The organism is Allobosea sp. CRIB-10, assembly GCF_900112185.1.
In the GTDB taxonomy this organism is placed as follows: Bacteria; Pseudomonadota; Alphaproteobacteria; order Rhizobiales; family Beijerinckiaceae; genus Allobosea.
On sequence record NZ_FOKP01000002.1, the window covers coordinates 21,534 to 40,038 of the forward strand.

19 protein-coding genes are annotated in these 18,505 nt (G+C 64.9%); 12 read left to right on the forward strand and 7 right to left on the reverse strand.

Annotated elements, in window-relative coordinates; translation table 11 throughout:
* Positions 1 to 2: 2 nt before the first annotated feature.
* The 3 genes from sucC to BMZ69_RS02895 form a co-directional block, all read right to left on the reverse strand.
* The gene (gene sucC, locus BMZ69_RS02885) at positions 3 to 1,172 is read right to left on the reverse strand and encodes an ADP-forming succinate--CoA ligase subunit beta (protein ID WP_092155443.1); all 1,170 of its coding nucleotides are present in this window, start codon (positions 1,170 to 1,172) and stop codon (positions 3 to 5) included.
* A complete protein-coding gene (locus BMZ69_RS32015; RefSeq protein ID WP_244543184.1) occupies positions 1,169 to 1,549 on the reverse strand; it encodes a hypothetical protein in 381 nt (126 codons plus the stop codon). Before BMZ69_RS32015 ends, sucC begins: the two co-directional genes overlap by 4 nt.
* A 418-nt stretch (positions 1,550 to 1,967) precedes the next feature.
* Positions 1,968 to 2,522: a LuxR C-terminal-related transcriptional regulator gene (locus BMZ69_RS02895; RefSeq protein WP_092154701.1), complete on the reverse strand. Its 555-nt coding sequence runs from the start codon at positions 2,520 to 2,522 to the stop codon at positions 1,968 to 1,970.
* Between the two features lie 192 nt (positions 2,523 to 2,714).
* On the opposite strand from BMZ69_RS02895, the gene BMZ69_RS02900 reads away from it, so the two are divergent.
* Genes BMZ69_RS02900 through BMZ69_RS02935 form a run of 8 tightly spaced genes read left to right on the forward strand, consistent with a single transcriptional unit; the run spans position 2,715 to position 10,344 of the window.
* Positions 2,715 to 3,485 (forward strand): ABC transporter ATP-binding protein, encoded by a 771-nt coding sequence (locus BMZ69_RS02900; protein ID WP_092155444.1) that lies wholly within the window; start codon positions 2,715 to 2,717, stop codon positions 3,483 to 3,485.
* Positions 3,482 to 4,249 (forward strand): ABC transporter ATP-binding protein, encoded by a 768-nt coding sequence (locus BMZ69_RS02905; protein WP_092154703.1) that lies wholly within the window; start codon positions 3,482 to 3,484, stop codon positions 4,247 to 4,249. Before BMZ69_RS02900 ends, BMZ69_RS02905 begins: the two co-directional genes overlap by 4 nt.
* The gene (locus BMZ69_RS02910; protein ID WP_244543185.1) at positions 4,179 to 5,447 is read left to right on the forward strand and encodes an ABC transporter substrate-binding protein; all 1,269 of its coding nucleotides are present in this window, start codon (positions 4,179 to 4,181) and stop codon (positions 5,445 to 5,447) included. The genes BMZ69_RS02905 and BMZ69_RS02910 overlap by 71 nt, the downstream gene beginning before the upstream one ends.
* A 21-nt stretch (positions 5,448 to 5,468) precedes the next feature.
* On the forward strand, positions 5,469 to 6,356 hold the full coding sequence (locus BMZ69_RS02915; protein ID WP_092154707.1) for a branched-chain amino acid ABC transporter permease: 888 nt from the start codon (positions 5,469 to 5,471) through the stop codon (positions 6,354 to 6,356).
* On the forward strand, positions 6,353 to 7,297 hold the full coding sequence (locus tag BMZ69_RS02920; RefSeq protein ID WP_092154709.1) for a branched-chain amino acid ABC transporter permease: 945 nt from the start codon (positions 6,353 to 6,355) through the stop codon (positions 7,295 to 7,297). The genes BMZ69_RS02915 and BMZ69_RS02920 overlap by 4 nt, the downstream gene beginning before the upstream one ends.
* A 10-nt stretch (positions 7,298 to 7,307) precedes the next feature.
* Positions 7,308 to 8,882, forward strand: a complete 1,575-nt coding sequence (locus tag BMZ69_RS02925; protein WP_092154711.1) for an amidohydrolase family protein — start codon at positions 7,308 to 7,310, stop codon at positions 8,880 to 8,882.
* Between the two features lie 17 nt (positions 8,883 to 8,899).
* Positions 8,900 to 9,868, forward strand: a complete 969-nt coding sequence (locus BMZ69_RS02930; protein ID WP_175506644.1) for a CobW family GTP-binding protein — start codon at positions 8,900 to 8,902, stop codon at positions 9,866 to 9,868.
* A gap of 29 nt (positions 9,869 to 9,897) precedes the next feature.
* Complete coding sequence (locus BMZ69_RS02935) at positions 9,898 to 10,344, forward strand: GAF domain-containing protein (protein ID WP_175506645.1); 447 nt, start codon at positions 9,898 to 9,900, stop codon at positions 10,342 to 10,344.
* A gap of 178 nt (positions 10,345 to 10,522) precedes the next feature.
* Here the strand turns inward: BMZ69_RS02935 and BMZ69_RS31485 are convergent, their stop codons facing one another.
* On the reverse strand, positions 10,523 to 10,684 hold the full coding sequence (locus tag BMZ69_RS31485; protein WP_175506646.1) for a hypothetical protein: 162 nt from the start codon (positions 10,682 to 10,684) through the stop codon (positions 10,523 to 10,525).
* 57 nt (positions 10,685 to 10,741) lie between these two features.
* Between BMZ69_RS31485 and BMZ69_RS02940 the strand changes: the two genes are divergently transcribed.
* The 3 genes from BMZ69_RS02940 to BMZ69_RS02950 all read left to right on the forward strand — a co-directional run bounded on the left by BMZ69_RS02940 (position 10,742) and on the right by BMZ69_RS02950 (position 13,538).
* The gene (locus BMZ69_RS02940) at positions 10,742 to 11,464 is read left to right on the forward strand and encodes a haloacid dehalogenase type II (RefSeq protein WP_092154718.1); all 723 of its coding nucleotides are present in this window, start codon (positions 10,742 to 10,744) and stop codon (positions 11,462 to 11,464) included.
* Positions 11,465 to 11,486: 22 nt separating this feature from the next.
* Positions 11,487 to 11,972 carry an Lrp/AsnC family transcriptional regulator gene (locus BMZ69_RS02945; protein WP_092154720.1) on the forward strand — a complete coding sequence of 162 codons (486 nt, stop codon included), beginning with the start codon at positions 11,487 to 11,489 and terminating at the stop codon, positions 11,970 to 11,972.
* A 147-nt stretch (positions 11,973 to 12,119) separates the two neighbouring features.
* The gene (locus tag BMZ69_RS02950) at positions 12,120 to 13,538 is read left to right on the forward strand and encodes an FAD-binding oxidoreductase (RefSeq protein WP_092154723.1); all 1,419 of its coding nucleotides are present in this window, start codon (positions 12,120 to 12,122) and stop codon (positions 13,536 to 13,538) included.
* A gap of 98 nt (positions 13,539 to 13,636) precedes the next feature.
* Here BMZ69_RS02950 and gabT read toward each other — a convergent pair whose 3' ends face one another.
* From gabT to BMZ69_RS02965, 3 genes are read right to left on the reverse strand one after another with little or no spacing between them, the layout of a single operon-like run.
* Positions 13,637 to 14,941, reverse strand: a complete 1,305-nt coding sequence (gene gabT / locus BMZ69_RS02955; RefSeq protein ID WP_092154725.1) for a 4-aminobutyrate--2-oxoglutarate transaminase — start codon at positions 14,939 to 14,941, stop codon at positions 13,637 to 13,639.
* Positions 14,942 to 14,976: 35 nt separating this feature from the next.
* A complete protein-coding gene (locus BMZ69_RS02960) occupies positions 14,977 to 16,155 on the reverse strand; it encodes an NAD(P)/FAD-dependent oxidoreductase (protein ID WP_092154727.1) in 1,179 nt (392 codons plus the stop codon).
* Between the two features lie 12 nt (positions 16,156 to 16,167).
* A complete protein-coding gene (locus tag BMZ69_RS02965) occupies positions 16,168 to 16,506 on the reverse strand; it encodes a tRNA-binding protein (RefSeq protein ID WP_092154729.1) in 339 nt (112 codons plus the stop codon).
* 162 nt (positions 16,507 to 16,668) lie between these two features.
* Between BMZ69_RS02965 and BMZ69_RS02970 the strand changes: the two genes are divergently transcribed.
* Positions 16,669 to 18,126 (forward strand): NAD-dependent succinate-semialdehyde dehydrogenase, encoded by a 1,458-nt coding sequence (locus tag BMZ69_RS02970; RefSeq protein WP_092154731.1) that lies wholly within the window; start codon positions 16,669 to 16,671, stop codon positions 18,124 to 18,126.
* Positions 18,127 to 18,505 lie beyond the last annotated feature (379 nt).

Consider the following 18,505-nt stretch of genomic DNA (forward strand, 5'->3'; position numbering starts at 1 on the left):
GCTCAGGCTCCCTTCTGCGACAGCGCGACCGCCTGCGAGGCGGCGGTCCACATGTCCGGACAATCGATCACCGCGCAGCCGAAATTGCGCAGGCGCGAGCGGGCGAAATCGGCGTTGTTGCCGGCCAGCCGCACCACCAGCGGCAACGACCGGCCGCTGCGCCGCAGGGCGATGCCGAGCCCCTCGGCGATGGTGTCGCAGGGCTGCATGCCGCCGCCATGGACGTTGACCAGGATTGCGCGCGTCGCCGGGTTGTCGAGCAGCAGGCGGAAGCCCTGTGCGATGTCGAGGCTGTTCGCGGTGGTCCTGATGTCCATGAAGTTGGCCGGCCGCCCCTTGGCCGCAACCAGCATGTCGAGGGTGGCGAGGCCGAGCCCGGCGCCATTCGCGACGATGCCGATATTGCCGTCGAGCTGGACGTAGTTGAGCTGGTGGCGCTGCGCCTGCAATTCGGCAGCGCTGGTATCGTCCTCGTCGCGCAGCGCCGCCAGTTCCGGATGCCGGAACAACGCGTTGTCGTCGAGCATCATCTTGACGTCGAGCGCGACGAGGGAGTCTGTCGCAGTGACGGCCAGCGGGTTGATCTCGATCAGGCTGGCGTCGAGCTCGACGAAGGCGCGCCGGAGACTATCGATCAGCGCACAGCCCTGCTCGTGCAGCGCACCCTCGAGCCCGAGCGCCGTGGCGAAGGCCGCCACCTCCTGCGACCGCGCCTCGCTGCCGGAGCCGAGACCGAGCCGGTTGAGCCGGATATCGCCGCGCGCCGCCTGCTCCTCGATATCCACGCCGCCTCTGGCGCTGCCGATCAGCGTCAGCTCGCCCGAAGAGGCATCGATCAGCAAGGCGAGATGCAGCTCGCGCATCGCGGCAATCGCGGTTTCGACGAGGACGCGCCTGACCTTCTGGCCGGTTGGCCCGGTCTGCGCGGTCACCAGCGACGTGCCGAGCAAATCGCCAGCAACAGCTGCAGCGGCAGCAGGATCGCCGGCCGGCTGAACGCCACCGGCGCGCTGGCGCCCGCCGGCATGGATCTGCGCCTTGACCAGCACCGGACCACCGAGACGCCGGGCGACCTGGCCGGCCTCGCCAGCCTCGATCGCGACGCCGCCCGCCGGCACCTGCAGGCCGTAACGAGCGAGGAGCTGCTTCGCCTGGAATTCATGGATTCTCACGATCCGATCCTCCGCGAGCACACGGCAGCAGCACGCATCTGTCTGGCATACATTATGCCAGACAGATGCGTATGGCAATGGGATTTGACTTTTGACACCAGGACGGAACCGGTGGGCATGCGGCCGGTGTCCTCTCCGGCTGCGAATGCTTCACCGAGGCCTGCCGCGCGCTGGTGGAGACGCATGCTCCCCATGTCGCCCAGCCGGCCCTGCGCGGCGGCGTCCATATCCTGCTCTGGGCCCTGCGCGAGAACATCACCGAAGCGCAGAAGCGTGCCGGCCCGAGCTTCAGCCACGACGTCTCGACGCCGATCAGCGCGATCCCCGGCTTCGTTGCGCGCAGCCTTGCTGCCCTGCAGGCGCTCGATGCCGGTCAACGTCCTGGTGCCGGCAGAGCTCGATCCAGGCCGCCGCCAAACACTGCAGAACGGGTCGAGACCGTGCTCTACGAGCTGGTCGACGGCTGCAAGGGCAGCATCAGCGCCGAGCACGGGCTGGGCGAACTGAGGCGCGACCTGATCCAGCGCTATAGGCCGGCCATGACCTCGGAGCTGATGCGCGCCGTCAAGCGACAGTTCGCCCCTGCGAACCTGATGAACCCGGGCAAGGCGGTTTTAGGGCCGCGAGCAAAGCCTGGCTTCTGGCCCCGTATGCTCTCACCCATGGGGGCAGAAGTGCTTCAATCTTTCGCGTTCACCGTCGGTTTCGGCATCGTAGAGAGACTTCCCGACCCTCTTCACTGGGCGATAGGGGCGACCGAGCCATGGATAGCTTGGAACCTGGGCAATCCTTCACTCACCCTCGGAGAAGTAGTTCGACGAGAGCCTGGGTGTTCTTGGCGTTGTATTTCCGGAGCAAACGGGCCCGGTAGATGTCCACCGTGCGCGGACTGATATCGAGCGCCTTCGCCACCTCCTTTCCCGTCTTTCCGTCAATGAGGAGGGTGGCGATATCCCGCTCCCTGGGGGTCAGGGTCGTCCTCAACGACGGACTTGATGGCTGGGCCCTATTGAGTTCGGAGAAGACCCAAAGAGTATGTGCATGAGCATGCTCCGGAGTGTAGGTGAAACCGCTGACCCGAACCCAGAAGAGATCGCCGTCGAGCCGGCGCATGACGCGGTCATCGGTGTAGCTGCGCTCGCTGGCTAAACGCTCGCCAACCCGAGCGCCTGTCTCCTCATAATCCGTCTGGGTCGGGTAGAGCCGCTCGAAGCTCTCGCCGATCATAGCGGCGATCGAGCCTCGAAAGATCCTGGCGAACTCGTGGTTCCCGGCCACGATCATCCGGTTCCTGCCGACCGCCAGGCCGACCGGCGCATTCTCGAATGCCTCCCGATAATCCACGTCCATCACAACGCCCTCCGCGCGGGTGATCCGAGCCGGAACGCCGCTCGAACACTTAAGTGTTCAACACCTATAGCATTAAGTGTATAGGTGTCATAGCGTCCCTCTCGATAAGAGCCGAGCCGCATGCGGCTTCGAGCGGATGAAGGGTCGATGAGTTTCGTCGAAGCCCTCGGGGAAACGCGACATTGGACAGCCATGACACACGCGCAGTTGGAGATCGCTGATCTCTCGATCCGCTTCGGAGGCATCCGCGCGCTCGACGGAGCCTCCTTCGCAATCCAGCCGGGCATCACCACCGGCCTGATCGGCCCCAACGGCGCCGGCAAGACGACCTTGTTCAATTGCATTTCGGGGCTGACGCCGGGGGCGACCGGTCAGGTCCGTTTTTGCGGACGCGACATCTCGCGGGCGGAACCTCAGGAGATTTCGCGCGCGGGCCTGGTCCGCTCGTTTCAGCTCGCACGTGGCTGCGAGAACATGACGGTTTTCGAACACCTCATGCTCTATGGCCCGCGTCAGCGCGGAGAAGGCCTCATCGTCGCTATCCTCGGCAATCCCGAGGCCCGCAGGCAAGAGGAGGCGCTTCGCGAGGAGGCGCTCGACATGGCGCGACGGCTCAAGCTCGCGCATGTCCTCGACAATCTCGTGACGCGCCTGTCCGGCGGCCAGAAGAAGCTGCTGGAGATCGGCCGGGCTCTGCTCGCGAAGCCGAAGATGATCCTGCTCGACGAGCCGATGGCGGGCGTGAACCCGACGCTCGTCCAGGACATCGCCGACCATCTCGTCGAGATCAGGAAGAGCGGGATCTCGATCGTCCTGATCGAGCACGAAATGGAGCTGATCGAGCGTCTCTGCGACGAGGTCATCGTCATGGCGGGTGGACGCTTCCTGACGCGCGGCAGCTTCTCCGACATCGCCGGGAACCGCGACGTCCAGGAAAGCTATCTCGGGATCCGTCGCCAATGACCGACCTTACCGTCCGTGGACTCCGAGGCGGCTACCCCAACGCCGAGGACATCGTCAAAGGCATCGATCTGGATGTCCGAGCCGGTGATCTGACCGTCATCATCGGCCCCAACGGGGCTGGAAAATCGACATTCCTGAAGCTCGTCGCCGGGTTGCTGACGCCGACATCGGGCGAGATCAGCCTGCAGGGAAAGGCCCTTCAACCCGGGAATGCGCAGGCGGCTTGCAAGAGCGGAATGAGCTTCGTTCCGCAAGAACGGAACGTCTTCGCCAGCCTGACGATCCGCGAAAATCTGGAGATGGGCGGCTATCTCCACCGCAGGGGATTGAAGGATCGCGTCGACGAGCAGCTCTCGCGCTTCCCGCTCCTGAAGACCAAGCTGCGCGACAAGGCCGGGAACCTTTCGGGTGGCCAGCGCCAGGTGCTCGCCATGGGCGTCGCGCTCATGACCAGCCCGAGCGTCCTGCTCCTAGACGAGCCCACAGCCGGGCTTTCGCCAGCGGCCGCCGACGAAGTCTTCGAACTCGTTCGCGACCTGGCGAAGTCGGGTCTCGCGGTGCTGATGGTCGAGCAGAACGCACTTCTGGCTCTCGAATACGGAACCAAGGGCCTTGCCCTGGTCGCTGGGCGCAAAGCCCGCGAAGGCACCGCCTCGTCGCTGCTTGCGGACGACGAGGTGCGTCACCTGTTCCTTGGCCGCCGCGACCATGGCCAGGGCGCAACGCAAAAAACAGAACAAGGGGATCGTCATGAGCAAGTTTGACCGTCGTGATTTCCTGGTCGGCGCCGCGGGCGTCGGCTCCCTCGCGACCTTTTGGCCACGGGCTTTGCTGGCCCAGGGCGCGCAGCCGATCAAGATCGGGATCGTCATCCCCTTGACCGGAGCGACCAGCCAGTTCGGAGCGACGATGAGCGCCGCGGCGAAGATCGCGGTGAGCGACATCAATGCCGCCGGAGGTGTGGCGGGCCGTCCGATCGAGGTTCTGATCGAGGACGACCAGAGCAACCCCGAAGCTGCCGTCCGCGCTGCGCGTAAGCTGATCGACGTCGACAAGGTCGTCTCGATCGGCGGCTCCTATGCTTCGGCCGTAACCTCGGCGATCGCGCCCCTGTGCTATGAAAGCAAGACGGCGCTCTTCACGTCTTCCGGCGCGGACAGCATCACCAAGACGCCGCATAACGGCTACATCTTCCGCACCTCTCCCACCGTGACGCTGCAAGGCACGCGGGTCGGTCAGTACGCGCTGGAACTCGGCGCCAGGAAGATGTTCTTCCTCGGGCCGCAGACGCCATTTGCGCAGTCCTACATCGACATCATCTCGAAGCTGTTCAAGGATGCCGGCGGAGCCGGACAGGGGCTGATCTACGAGGACAAGCGCGCCAGCTATCGCACCGAGGTCGACCAGGCTCTGCGCACGAACCCCGATATCATCGTGCTCGGCGGCTACGTGCCCGATACCTCCGTCGTGCTCAAGGACCTGTATCGTGCCGGCTTCGGCGGCAAGAAGATCGGATTCTCCTTCGGGGTGAATCAGGTTCTGGCCGAGGGTGTTCCTCACGAGGTGTCGGACGGGACCGCGTCGCTCGTGCCATCGGCATCCGAGGATTCAACGGCCTACAAGACGCTCATCGGCAAGATGGGACGGCCAGCCCTCGATAGCTATTCCTGCCAGGTCTACGACCATGTCGTGCTGACCGCCTTGGCGCTGGCTCAGGCCGCGGTCGCATCGCCGAGCGGCACGGCAGTGCGCGACGCCGTCAGGGCGATCTCGCAGGATCCGAAGGGAGAAAAGGTCAGCGACGTCGCCCGGGGTCTGAAGCTCATCGCAGACAAGAAGCCGATCAACTATGACGGCCCGAGCGGCCCGCTCGAATTCGCAGCGAACGGCGACGTCGAAGGCGTCTTCTTCCGGTACGAGCAGGTTCAGAAGGGGAAGATGGCCCTTCTGAAGGTTGCCTGAGCGCATTCGGGCGAGCGAGCCGTGTTCACCGAAATCGCACAATATGTGCTGAACGGCCTCGTGCTGGGAGCGCTGATCGCGCTTCCGGCGCTCGGCCTGACCTTGATCTTCTCCGTGCAGGGGTTCGTCAATTTCAGCGTCGCCGCGCAGATGACAGTCGGCGCCTATGCCGCCTGGTACGCAGGCGCCCATCTGGGGTGGTCGCCGGTCCTGATGCTGGTTTTTGCATTCGCGGTCCCGGGCATGCTGGGCATTGCGGCCGACCGTCTCGCGCTCGCGCCCGTTCGGCGCCAGTCAGGAGCCCATACCGCCCTGATGCTCGCGGTCGTCTCGATCGCGCTCAACCTTGCGATCGAGAATGCGCTCCGCTTCCTCTTCGGGAGCGATCTCAACAGCTTCGATCTTCCGATCGAACGCAATGTCCGGGTTTGGGGGCTGAGCGTCGGCCCCCAGCAGCTCCGCAATCTCATCACCGCGCTCGTCATCGCCATCGCGCTCGCCGCATTCTTCTCGCTCACCCGCTGGGGCAAGGCGATGCGGGCCGTCGCCGACAACACCGACCTCGCCAGATTGAAGGGCATCGAGCCGCGCAACCTGTCGAACCTCGCGACGTTCATCGGCATGGGGCTGGCCGGCATCGGCGGTTCCCTGCTGGCGATCGATACGAGCGTCGATCCCTCGACCGGCTCGCGGCTGATCCTCGTCATCTTCGCGGCGAGCGTCCTCGGCGGGTTGACCAGCCTTTACGGGGCGGTCCTCGGGGCCCTGATCATCGGTGTCGCGGGCGAGGTCGCGATGATCGCCATGCCCCCGGTCTACCAATCCCTCACGGCCTTCCTTGCCATCCTCTTCATCCTTCTGGTGAAGCCGACAGGCCTCTTCGCCGGCGCGGCAGGAGTCAGGAAATGACCTCCTATCTTCTGTTCATCGGAACCATCACGGCGATCTATGCCCTGCTCTCCCTCGGCCTCGTCGTGAGCTGGGGCCAAGCCGGCATGGTCAATCTCGGCCTGGTCGGCTTCTTCGGCCTCGGAGCCTATTGTTCCGCGCTGCTGACCAAGCTGGGAGCGCCGATCGGCCTTGGCTGGGTCGCAGGCGCGGCTCTCTCGGCTGTGATCGGCGTGGGGTTCTGCCTGCTGACCCGAACGCTTCGGGGCGACTATCTCGCCATCGTGACGCTTGGCTTCGGCGAGGGCCTGCGTCTCGTCGAGCTCAACGAGCGCTGGCTCACGGGCGGCAGCGACGGCATTTCGGGTATCCGGGCGCCGTTCAAGGACGCCCTCGGCGAACTCTATCCCTGGTTCTATTTCGCCTTGGCCTGGACCCTCGTCGCGCTGGTCGCCTGGATGCTCGCCCGCGTCCTCGGCAGCCCCTTCGGCCGGGCGCTGCGTGCGGTTCGTGACGACGAGAAGGTGGCCGCCGTCGCCGGCAAGAACGTGTTGCGGCTGAAATGCCAGGCCTTCGGCATCGGGGCCGCGCTGTTCGGCCTTGCCGGTGGCCTTTATGCCCACTTCACCAGCTACATCTCGCCCGACAACTTCGTCGTGCAGCTCACCATCTACATCTTCCTCGCGGTGACGGCGGGCGGCTACAGCAGGCTGATCGGCGCCGTCTTCGGCTCGCTCGCGGTGATGACGATCCTGGAATCCTCGCGCTTTGCGGCCGAGTTCATCCCGGGCCTGAGCGCGGTGCAGATCGCCTCGCTCAGGGAGTTCGCCATCGCCGTCGCGCTGATCGTGATCATGCAGCTCCGGCCCCAGGGCGTCTTCGGCCTCCGGAACGAGCGCGCAGGTTCGGCCCGCGCCGATGCGGCAGCACCTGCGGCAGCCATTCCGGCCCCGTCGAAGTGAGAATGCCATCATGACGACTACACCGACTGCCGGCGCACCGGGAGACGAGTTCGCGACGATGTTCGCGGCGTCGGGCATGCCCGGATTGGCCGCGGCGACCGAAGGGACCCGGGGCCGTGAACCTCGTCGCTATCTCAAGCTCACCGGCGCGCGCGTGATCGACGGAACCGGGGCTCCGCCCTGGGGGCCGGTCGACCTGATCGTCGAGAACGGCCGGATCGTGGCCCTGGCCAAGACGGGCAAGGCGAAGCTGCCCGAGGACACGCGCGCCGAAGATGTCTTGGACATCGACTGCTCCGGCAAGTTCCTCACGCCGGGCTTCATCGACTGCCATGCCCATATCGGCGCTCCGTTCCATGCCAAGAACGGACCGCAGCCGTCTGCCGACTACATCTACAAGCTCTGGCTCGGGCATGGGGTCACCACCGTCCGCGAGACCGGATGCTTCAACGGGCTGTCCTGGACATTGCGGCAGAAGGCAGCCGCCGAGGAGCATCGGATCGATGCGCCTCGAATCATGGCCTATGCCCCGTTCCCGGCGACGACCGACTACGTCAAGAGCTTGCATACGCCGGAACAGGCGGCCGCCTGGGTCGATGGCGTGAAGGCTGCCGGTGCCGACGGCGTCAAGTTCTTCGGGGCTCCGCCCGCCCTCATGAAGGCAGCGCTCGAAGCGTGTGCCAGGCATGAGCTGGGGAGCTGCTGCCACCACGCGCAGCTCGCCGTCGGCCGGATGAACCCGCTCCAGACGGCCAGCTGGGGTCTGAGCAGCACCGAGCATTCCTACGGCATCCCCGAGACGCTGCTCGAAAACCAGACGCTGCAAGCCTTTCCGCCAGACTACGACTACGGCGACGAATATCTGCGCTTCTCGGCAGCGGGCCAGACCTTCATGCAGGCCGCTCGCCCGGGCTCGCCAAAATGGGAAGCGGTTCTCGGCCGGTTCCTGGAGGCGCGCCACAGCTTCGTGCCAACCTTCAACGTCTACGACGCCAACCGCGACCTGATGCGCACGCGGCGGGCCGACTGGCACGAGCGCTTCACCGATCCGACGCTCTGGGCCTATTTCCAGCCCCAGCGCGGGGGGCACGGCGCCTATTGGTATCGCTGGTCGACGACGAACGAGATCGAGTGGCGCGAAACATTCCGTCTCTGGATGCGCTTCGTCAACGACTACAAGAACCTTGGCGGGCGCATCGCAGTCGGCAGCGATTCCGGCTTCATGTTCCAGACCTACGGCTTCGGCTATGTCCGGGAGCTGGAACTCTTGCAGGAGGCCGGGTTCACGCCGCTCGAAGTTCTGCGCTCCGCCACGGCCTGCGGCGCCGAATTGCTGGGCATCGACCAGGATACCGGGACGCTCGAGATCGGGAAGCGTGCCGACATCCTGATCCACCGCAGCAACCCGCTGAACGATTTCAAGCTGCTCTACGGCACCGGCACGATGCGTCTGAACGATGCGACGAAGTCGGTCGATTGGGAGCGCAGCCTCGAGACCGTGATCAAGGGCGGCCTGCTCTATGACCCGGCCGAACTCCTCGGGGATGTCGAGGCGATGGTTGCGGCAGCCAGGCAGGAGGCGTGATGGATCGCCCTGCCCCGATGACGGACCGGCCGGAGTTCATCGTGCTGACGGGCCCCTTGGGCTCGGGCAAGACGACGCTGCTCTCGGACCATCTCTCCTTCGCGGACACATCCGACACGGGCGTCCTCGTCAACGATGCCGGCGAGGTCAACATCGATGGGGCCGTCATCGGTGCCGACCATCGAAACCTTGCGCTCGCCACGCTCGACGGCGGCTGCATCTGCTGTTCCCTCGGCAATGATCTGCAGGAGGGGATCGATGCCTTGCTGCTGTCCCGGGCGGAACGGCAGCTGGGACCACCGCGGCGGATCATTCTGGAAACCAGCGGCCTCGCCGAACCCGCCCCGATCGTTCGTTCCCTGCGCGCGATCCGGCAGGTCGCGTTCGATGTCCGCATCGTCGCCACCCTCGACGCGTCGGCCCCATTCGTCGGCGACAATTTCCTTCCGCACTACGCAGCGCAGCTCGCGGCTGCGCAGACGATCGTGATGACCAAGCTGGATCGACTCTCTCCGCAGGACTGGAATCGCTGCACCGCCGAAGCGCAAGGCTTCAATCCCCTGGCGGCGCAGGTGGTGACGGATCAGCCGCGCGAGCGGGCCCTTTCAGCGTTCTCCGCGCATGGCGATCGATCCGCCCCGGGAACAGCCCGCTTCTCGGCGATTGCGGCCTCGGCCTCGCGCATCACGGTGGCCTTCGCGGAATGGAAACCGAATGCATCCTGGGCCGCGATCTCCGAATGGATCGAGAACCTGGCCGGTTTCTTCGGAAGCCGTCTCCTGCGCCTGAAGGGCCTCGTCAGGCCCGATGGTCAGCCGGACCCCGTGCTCATCAATGGCGTCGGCGATGCGTTCTCCCCGCCCCGCCGGATGCGGCTGGACGACGATGTCGGCCTCGGCCTGACGCTGATCCTGCGCGACGTTGCAGTCGACGAACTCTTCCAGCCCTTCTGCGGCGAGAACCAGCCGGTGGTGAGGGTGCGATGATCGCACAGGACGTCCAGGACTTTCTCGACGTGGTGACGAAAGCGACGACCGAGACAGCCATCTTTTCCGCGCTGGAAGAGCATTCCGCGCGTCTTCACGACCATCTGCTCTTCACCTGCCTGCGCTTCGACTATGACGGCCTGGTCATGTCCCGTCTCTACTCGAACCGGGAGGACGTCAGCCCAACCGGCGGCTCGAAGCCGCTACCGAGTAGCGCCTGGGCCGATCGGCTCATCCTGGAAGGCAGAAGCTATGTTGGCCGGAGCCGCCAAGACCTGAAGGACGTCTTCTTCGACCACGAGGCGCTGTGGGCGATCGGCTGCGAGAGCGTGATGAACATCCCGGTGCGATGGCTGGATCGAACGGTCGGCACGATCAATATTCTCGGCCGGGCGGCGCAGTTCGAGGAGGAAACGGCGTCGCGATTTTCCGTCTGCGCGCAATTGGCCGTGCCCCTCTTCCTCAAGACGGCTTGACCGGAATGCCCTCATCTCCAGCTCAAACGCATAGCGATCACGTTGACGACGCCGGACCGGCACATCGTGCTGTGTTGCCGCGGCGTCGTCTCGCTCGTCGGCGGGGGACGCACGCCATCGGTCGGGCCAAACAATTGCACCGGCTCATGAATTCGAATTCCGCAGCGGCCCGCCCCGACTATGCGGGAGCGGCAGATGTCGCTGTTTCACCGATCGCATTCGGCAAGAGCTGCGGATTGCGGTTGCGGGTTTTCCCGCAATTGCGGCGGGCGGCGCGGCAGAGTGAGAGCACGCACGGGATGCCGACCGGAGCCGCCGGCGAGATGTCGTCGATCGTCATGCGGGCGCGCTCACCCGCCGACCAATGTTTGGCCAACGCGAAGACAGGACAAGACCGATGAAACTGACGGACTTCAAAGCTCTGACGTTCGACTGCTACGGAACGCTGGTCGACTGGGAAACGGGCATGTTCGAGGGGCTGAAGCCGCTCACCGGCCGGCTCGCGACGCCGCTCACGCGCGATCAGGTGCTGGAAGCGCATGCTCGCCACGAATCGTCGCAGCAGCTGCAGACGCCGGCGAAGAGTTATCGCGATCTCCTGCCGATCGTTTACAAGCGGCTGGCCGAGGAGTGGGGCCTGACCGTGACATGGGGCGAATGCGTTGCCTATGGGCAATCGGTCAAGAACTGGCCGGCATTCACCGACTCCGCCGGCGCTCTCCAGTATCTCAAGCGGCATTACAAGCTCGTGATCCTGTCGAATGTCGACAATGAAAGCTTCGCCGCCAGCAACGCGAAGCTCCAGGTCGAATTCGACGCGATCTACACGGCCGAGGATATCGGCTCCTACAAGCCGTCCGACCGCAACTTCGAGTACATGCTCAAGAGGCTGGAGACGCTCGGTATCCAGAAGCACGAGATCCTGCACACCGCCGAGAGCCTGTTCCACGACCACGGTCCGGCGAACAGGCATGGCCTGGCGTCCTGCTGGATCTATCGCCGCTACGACCAGGGCGGGTTCGGCGCGACGATGCATCCGGGCGACATGCCGAAATATGATTTCCGCTTCAACAGCATGGCCGATCTGGCGAAGGCGCATCAGGAAGCGCTTCGCGGCTGATCACGAGGGGAGAGACGCGGGAATGGCGGGCGCACTGAGACTTGATCGCATCGACATCAACATTCTCGCGCAGCTCCAGCAGAACGCCAGGTTGACCAATGTCGACCTGGCGGACGCGGTGGGGCTGTCCCCGAGCCCCTGTCTTGCCCGGCTGCGCCGTCTGGAGGACGCGGGCTATGTCGTCAGCTACAATGCCCGCATCCAACTGTCGAAGCTCGTCGACCACATCACCGTCTTCACCGAAGTGACGCTCAATGATCATCGCCGCGAGGACTTCATAAAGTTCGAGGTCGAGATCAGGCGCTATGAGGCCCTCCAGGAGTGCCATCTGGTGAGCGGAGGGTACGATTATCTGCTGAAGTTCGTGACCAAGAACGTCGCGCGCTACCAGGAACTCATGGAAGGCATCCTGGAGCGCAACATCGGCGTGGAGAAATACTTCAGCTACATCGTGATCAAGACGATCCTCGACAAGGGGCACGTCCCGGTGAAGTACATTCTCGACTGACCGGATCGCCGGTCCTCCAGCGATCAGATTCCGTCACGCTATCTCTGGGGTCGCGGACGGTTCAAGACGTGCGGCTCCAGCCAACCGATGTCGCTTGCTGGGTCCCGGCACGGCTCCGAAACGCAACCTCAGGAAGAACATCGCCTCATGGACGCCATCGCTCGGGTGCTCTCCAGGCTGCCGCAGGACATCGTGACCTGCGACCAGGACATCATCGCCGCCTACGCGACCGATTTCCGCAAGCTCTATTCCGGCAAGACCCGGGCCTTGCTGCGGCCACGGGATACCGCGGGGGTCCAGGCGATCGTCCGTATTTGTGCGGAGGAGCAGGTTCCGCTCGTTCCCCAAGGCGGTAACACGAGCTACTGCACCGCGGCCACTCCAAGCCGCAACGGCAACGAACTCGTCGTCAGCCTCGAACGCATGAACAAGGTGCGCGACCTCGACCCCGGCAACCTTTCGGTGACGGTGGATGCAGGAATCGTCCTCAGCGAGCTTCAGCGCGCCGCCGACGATGCCGGCCTGTTGCTCCCCCTTTCGCTCGGCTCGCAGCAGTCCTGCCGGATCGGCGGCAACCTGTCGACGAATGCGGGCGGCGTTTCGGTTCTGCGCTACGGCATGGCCAGGGACCTGGTTCTCGGGCTCGAAGTCGTGCTCCCCGATGGCGCGCTCTACAGCGAGCTCAGCCCGCTGCGAAAGAACAACTCGGGTTACGACGTGAAGCAGCTCTTCATCGGCGCGGAGGGCACGCTCGGCATCATCACGGGCGCTTCGCTCAAACTGACGCGGAAACCGCGGCAGACGATCACCGCGTTCCTCGCCATCAGGCGCATCGAAGACCTGGCCGGGATACTCGACGCTGCCCAGCGCGAAACTGGCGAAGCGATCACCTCCTTCGAATATGTCTCGGAGGCGTCGTTGCAGCTTCTGCTGGCGTCACGGCCCGATTTTCGTCGCCCCCTCGCCGACCCGGCCGATCACTACGTCCTGATGGAGGCTTCGACGTCGTCGTCGGTGCTCAACCTCGAAGAGGCGAGCACGCAGCTGCTCGCGGAATTGATGGAAAGCGGCCTCGTCACCGATGGAGCCATGGCCGCGAGCGGGCAGCAGGCCGCGGGCTTCTGGCAATTGCGGGAGAACATCCCGGAGGCCGAGGTCCATCACGGAGGCTCGGTCAAGCATGACGTCGCCGTTCGCACATCCCGTCTCGCGGCGTTCATTCAAGCCGCTTCGAACATCGTGAACGAGAACCGTCCCGGGGCGATCCTCTCCGTCTACGGCCATGTCGGTGACGGCAACGTCCATTTCAACGTCGTCGCGCCGAAGGGCGTTTCCGTGCCCGAATTCAAGGCAGGGTTCGAGGAGCAGGTCTCGCCGAAGATCTACGAGCTCGCTTTCGACATGGGCGGGACCTTCAGCGCCGAATACGGGATCGGACGCGTGAAGCTCGACCTGCTCGCCCGGTTCGGGGCCGCGTCGAAGGTCGACATCATGCGCCTCGTCAAGCGAGCCCTGGACCCGCAGGAGCTGATGAACCCGGGAAAAGTGATACCGAATGTCGACTGAGGCCGTCGGGCGCTTCACAATCAAGTTCGCGCTCGCACCCAGGCTCACTCCCCTGAAACCCCGGTGAACGCGAAGCTCACCGGGGCAACTGGATTGCCTTAAGCCGCCTTGGCCGCCTCCGTGGCAGCCAGCACCTCGCCGAGGATGCCCATCGCCTCGTCGAGATCCGCGTCCGAGATGACGATCGGAGCAAGGAAGCGGACGATATTGCGGTGAACGCCGCACTTAATCACCAAGAGGCCCTGTTCGCGGGCGCGTTCCATGACCTGATGGGCCCGGTCCGCATCCGGCGCCTTGCTCTCGGCGTCGGTCACGAACTCGAGCGCGCGCATGAAGCCGAGGCCACGCACCACGCCGATGTCGGGATGCTTCGCCTTGAGCGCATCGAGGGCGGCCGACAGCTTCCCGCCGAGGACCGCGGCGCGCTCGACGAGGCCGTCCTTCTCGAAGGCGTCGAGCACAGCGAGCGCCGCAGCGCAGGCGACGGCGTTGCCGCCATAGGTTCCGCCGAGGCCTCCCGGAGCCGGCGCGTCCATGATCTCGGCCTTGCCGACGACACCGGAGATCGGGAAGCCGCCGGCCAGACTTTTTGCGACCGTGACGAGATCGGGCTGGATTCCGGAGTGCTCGAAGCCGAAGAGCTTGCCGGTCCGGCCGAAGCCCGTCTGGATCTCGTCGGCGATCAGCACGATGCCGTGGCGCTGGGTGATTTCCCGAAGCGCCTTCATGAACGCGGCGGGCGCCGCGAGGAACCCGCCATCGCCCTGGACGGGCTCGATGATGATCGCAGCGACGCGATCCGGCGCGATTTCGGTGGCGAACAGTCCCTCCAGGCCAGCAATCGCATCCTGCGAGGATACGCCGCGATAGCTGTCCGGATAGGCGGTATGGTAGACCTCGCCGGCGAAGGGGCCGAAGTTCTGCTTATAGGGCTGGGCAAAGCCGGTGAGCGTCACTCCAAGCAAGGTGCGGCCGTGGAAGCCGCCGCGGAAGGAGATGATACCCGGACGATTGGTATAGCCGCGGGCGATCTTGACCGCATTCTCGACCGCCTCCGCGCCGGTGGTGAGGAAAATGCTCTTATACCGGGCACCCTTGCCGACCAGCCTGTTGAGACATTCGGCCAGAGCGATGTAGGGCTCATAGGCCGCGACCTGGAAAGCAGTATGCGTGACGCGCCTGAGCTGTTCCTGGACGGCGGCCACGACGCGCGGATGGTTGTGTCCGACATTGATGACGCCGATGCCGCCGACGAAATCGAGATAGCGCCGGCCGGCCTTGTCCCAGAGATAGCCGCCCTCGGCGCGATCGATGACGATCGGATGGGCGGTCAAGATGCCGCGCGGAATGTTGTCGGCGCGCGCCGCCAGAAGCTGTTCGGAGGTCCGCTGATCGACAGACATGGGTTTTCCTTTCTGTTGGAACGAAGCGAGTTTCGTCAGGCGAAGTCTTCCAGCGTGCCGACGACCGGCGCTGCGGCGCCGGGATCGACCACGCAGGCACGCCCTGGCGAGACGTTCTCGGCGGTGATGCCGAGGGCCACGAGATCGGCCGGGATCGCAGTGTCGAGCGCGAAGCTCGCGGCGAGGCGCGCAGCCGCCGCGCCAGCCATCACGCCGTTGCCGCCCTGCCCGGCCAGCCAGATGAAACCGGGTTGCTCCGGGTCTCGCCCGATCACCGGTTCATGATCCGGCGCAAAGGTGCGCAGCCCACCCCATTTATGGACGACCGTCCTGACCTCCATCGTCGTGCAGCGATGGATCCGGTCGATCGCCACGGCGACTTCCAATTCGTCGGCCTGGGCATCGCAGGGAGCGGATGGCGCCATGTCGACGGGCGACACCATGATCCGGCCCGCCTCGGGCTTGAAGTAGAAGGTCTCGGCGACGTCGAAGGTCATCGGCCAGCTTTGGATCGCGCTGCCTGCGGGCGGATCGAAGACGACGGCGGTTCTCCGGAAGGGGACGACGTTCCGGAAAGAGAGGCCGGCGAGTTCGGCGATCTCATGAACCCAGCCGCCGGCGGCATTGACGACGACCGGAGCCTCGAAGCTGCCCCGAGAGCTCAAGGCCCGCCATGTCCCGCCCGCGAGCTGGAGCGACTGAACCCGCGCGCCGGCGATGAATGTCCCGCCGTGTCTCCGGAGCGCCCTCAGATAGCCCGTGAGGAGAGCGTTCGTGTCGATGTCCTTGCAGTCGGGCTCGTACAGCGCCGATACGAATTCGCTGTCTCGGACGACCGGGCAAAACCTCAGAGCCTCCGTGGCCGTCGTCATGTCGATGGTCGCGCCACGGCGGAGCATGTCGTCCGCCTGGCCTTGGAGCTGCGCCTGCTCTCCATCCCGGGCAAGGAAGAGCGCGCCGCGGGGTGTCACCAGCGGAACATCGGTGAAGCCATCCGGAGGCGTCTCCAGAAAGGCTCGCGACGCCGTCACGAGCCTGCTCCACAAGGCCGGGCCATAATTCTCGGACATCACGGCAGCCGACCGGCCCGTCGAGTGGTAGCCGGCAGAGGCTTCCATCTCCAGCACGACGACTCTGCCGTGGCGGCTCAGCTCGTAGCCGACCGACGCACCGGCGATGCCCCCGCCAATGACGATGAAATCCGCGGTTTCCATGATTTCGGTCCCTCAGAAGACCTGCTCGCCGAGCCCGACCTCGTCGGTCGGCGAGAGCAGCTTCACATTGCCGGCAGCGTCACGCGCGCCGAGGATCAGGATGTCCGATTGGAAGCCGGCGATGTTCCGAGGCGGCATGTTGATGACGCAGGAGACCAGGCGGCCGACCAGCTCGTCAGCGGCGTAGCTGGTGATCTGGGCGCTCGACCATTTCTTGCCGAACGCCGCAAAATCGACCTCGACCTTGTAGGCGGGATTTCGAGCGCGCTCGAACGGCAGTACCTGCACGATGCGGCCGATCCGAATGTCGATCTTCGAAAAGTCGTCGTAGACGATCTGATCCTTGGTCATGTTCCAGCCTCGCGTCCTCGCCTTGCAGAGTGCACGGCTTGCACGGCGGGATCGGCAAGAAGCGCAGCCGCATTCGCGCTTTGCGATCGATGTCGGTGCTCCTTTCAGCAGATCGTGCCGCGGCTCGCGAAGCATGATCCCGACAACCGTCGGAGGTCTGGCATGACGATCGCTACCCAGTTGAAAGATCCCTCGCTCTTCAGCGAGCTCTGCTACGTCGATGGGGAATGGCTGGGCGCGGATGACGCCTCGACCTTTGCCGTCGACAATCCTGCGAGCGGAGAGATCATCGGCAACGTTCCTCGGTGCGGAGCCCCGGAAACGGAGGCAGCCATCGCGGCTGCCGAGCGCGCCTTCCACTCCTGGAAGACACGGACCGCTGCCGACAGGGCAGGCCTCCTGGAGCGCTGGTACGGCCTCATGATCGAGCACAGCGACGATCTCGCGCGCATCATGACGCTCGAGCAGGGCAAGCCGCTGTCCGAGGCGCGCGGTGAGATCGTCTACGGCGCCTCCTTCGTGAAGTGGTTCGCGGAAGAGGCGCGCCGCGTCTACGGCGAGACCATTCCTGCCGCGACGACCGACGGCCGCATCATCGTCCAGAAGCATCCGATCGGTGTCGTCGCCGCGATCACGCCCTGGAACTTTCCGAACGCGATGATCACGCGAAAGGCCGCGCCCGCCCTTGCCGCCGGCTGCACCATCGTGATCAAGCCCGCCGAAGCCACCCCCTTCTCGGCACTCGCACTCGGCGTGCTCGCCGAGCGTGCGGGGATTCCGAAGGGGGTGATCAACATCCTGACGGGGCAGCCCGCCGAGATCGGCGAGGCCCTGACGCGCAGCCCGCTCGTGCGGAAGCTGACCTTCACCGGCTCGACCCGCGTCGGCAAGATCCTGATGGAGCAATGCGCTGCCACGGTGAAGCGCGTCGGCCTCGAACTGGGCGGAAACGCTCCCTTCGTGATCTTCGACGACGCCGATCTCGATGCCGCGATCTCGGGCGTCATGGCCAGCAAGTTCCGCAATGGCGGTCAGACCTGCGTTTGCGCCAACCGCATCTTCGTCCAGGACGGCGTCTACGACGCCTTCGCGGAAAAGCTCGCGGCGGCGGCGGCCAATCTCGTCCTCGGCGATGGAATGGCGGACGGCACGACGATCGGCCCCATGATCAACCGGGCGGCGATCGACAAGATCCAGCAGCATGTCGATGACGCGACCTCTCGCGGGGCCTCGGTCACCCTCGGTGGTAGGGTCCGTTCCGGGTTGTTCTACGAGCCGACCGTGCTGACGGGAGCGACGGTGGAGATGAAGATCGCCCGCGAGGAGACCTTCGGCCCGGTGGCTCCGCTGTTCCGCTTCTCTACGGAGGCTGAGGTCATCAGCCAAGCGAACGACACTCCGTTCGGCCTGGCGTCATATCTCTATACCCGGGACATTTCCCGAGCATTCCGGGTGGCGGAGGCCCTGGAATTCGGGATGGTCGGCATCAATGCCGGGTCGGTTTCGACGACGACCGCTCCCTTCGGCGGCATCAAGGAATCCGGTCTCGGCCGCGAAGGCTCCCACCATGGCATCGAGGAATTCCTGGAAATGAAGACGCTTCATCTCGGCGGAATCTGAGAGATCGAGCCGTGGAGCATTTCCGCGACTGGCTGCAACGCTGAAATGCGCTAGAGCAATTCCGCAATTATTCGAAGCGCGGAAATGTTCTAGGTCCTTGTTTTATCGCATTTTCTTCACGCGAACCGGTGTCCACTTCGCTCGAAGATGCCCTAGAGCGCGAACAGACGGCGGCTGCGTTCGGCCAGGTGGGAGGCCGGCATCGCCCCCAAGGCTCGCGGCCTCGTATCCAGTCGATGTGCATCCATGCTGCGCCGCGCTCCGGACAGGTCGCTTGACATGTTTAGCGATAAAAGCTTCACTAAACAAATCGCTAAACAGAGCATGCGACTCTGAACGGCGACCGGCGCTGGGTTCTTCGCTTCCGGCGAGGGCTCTG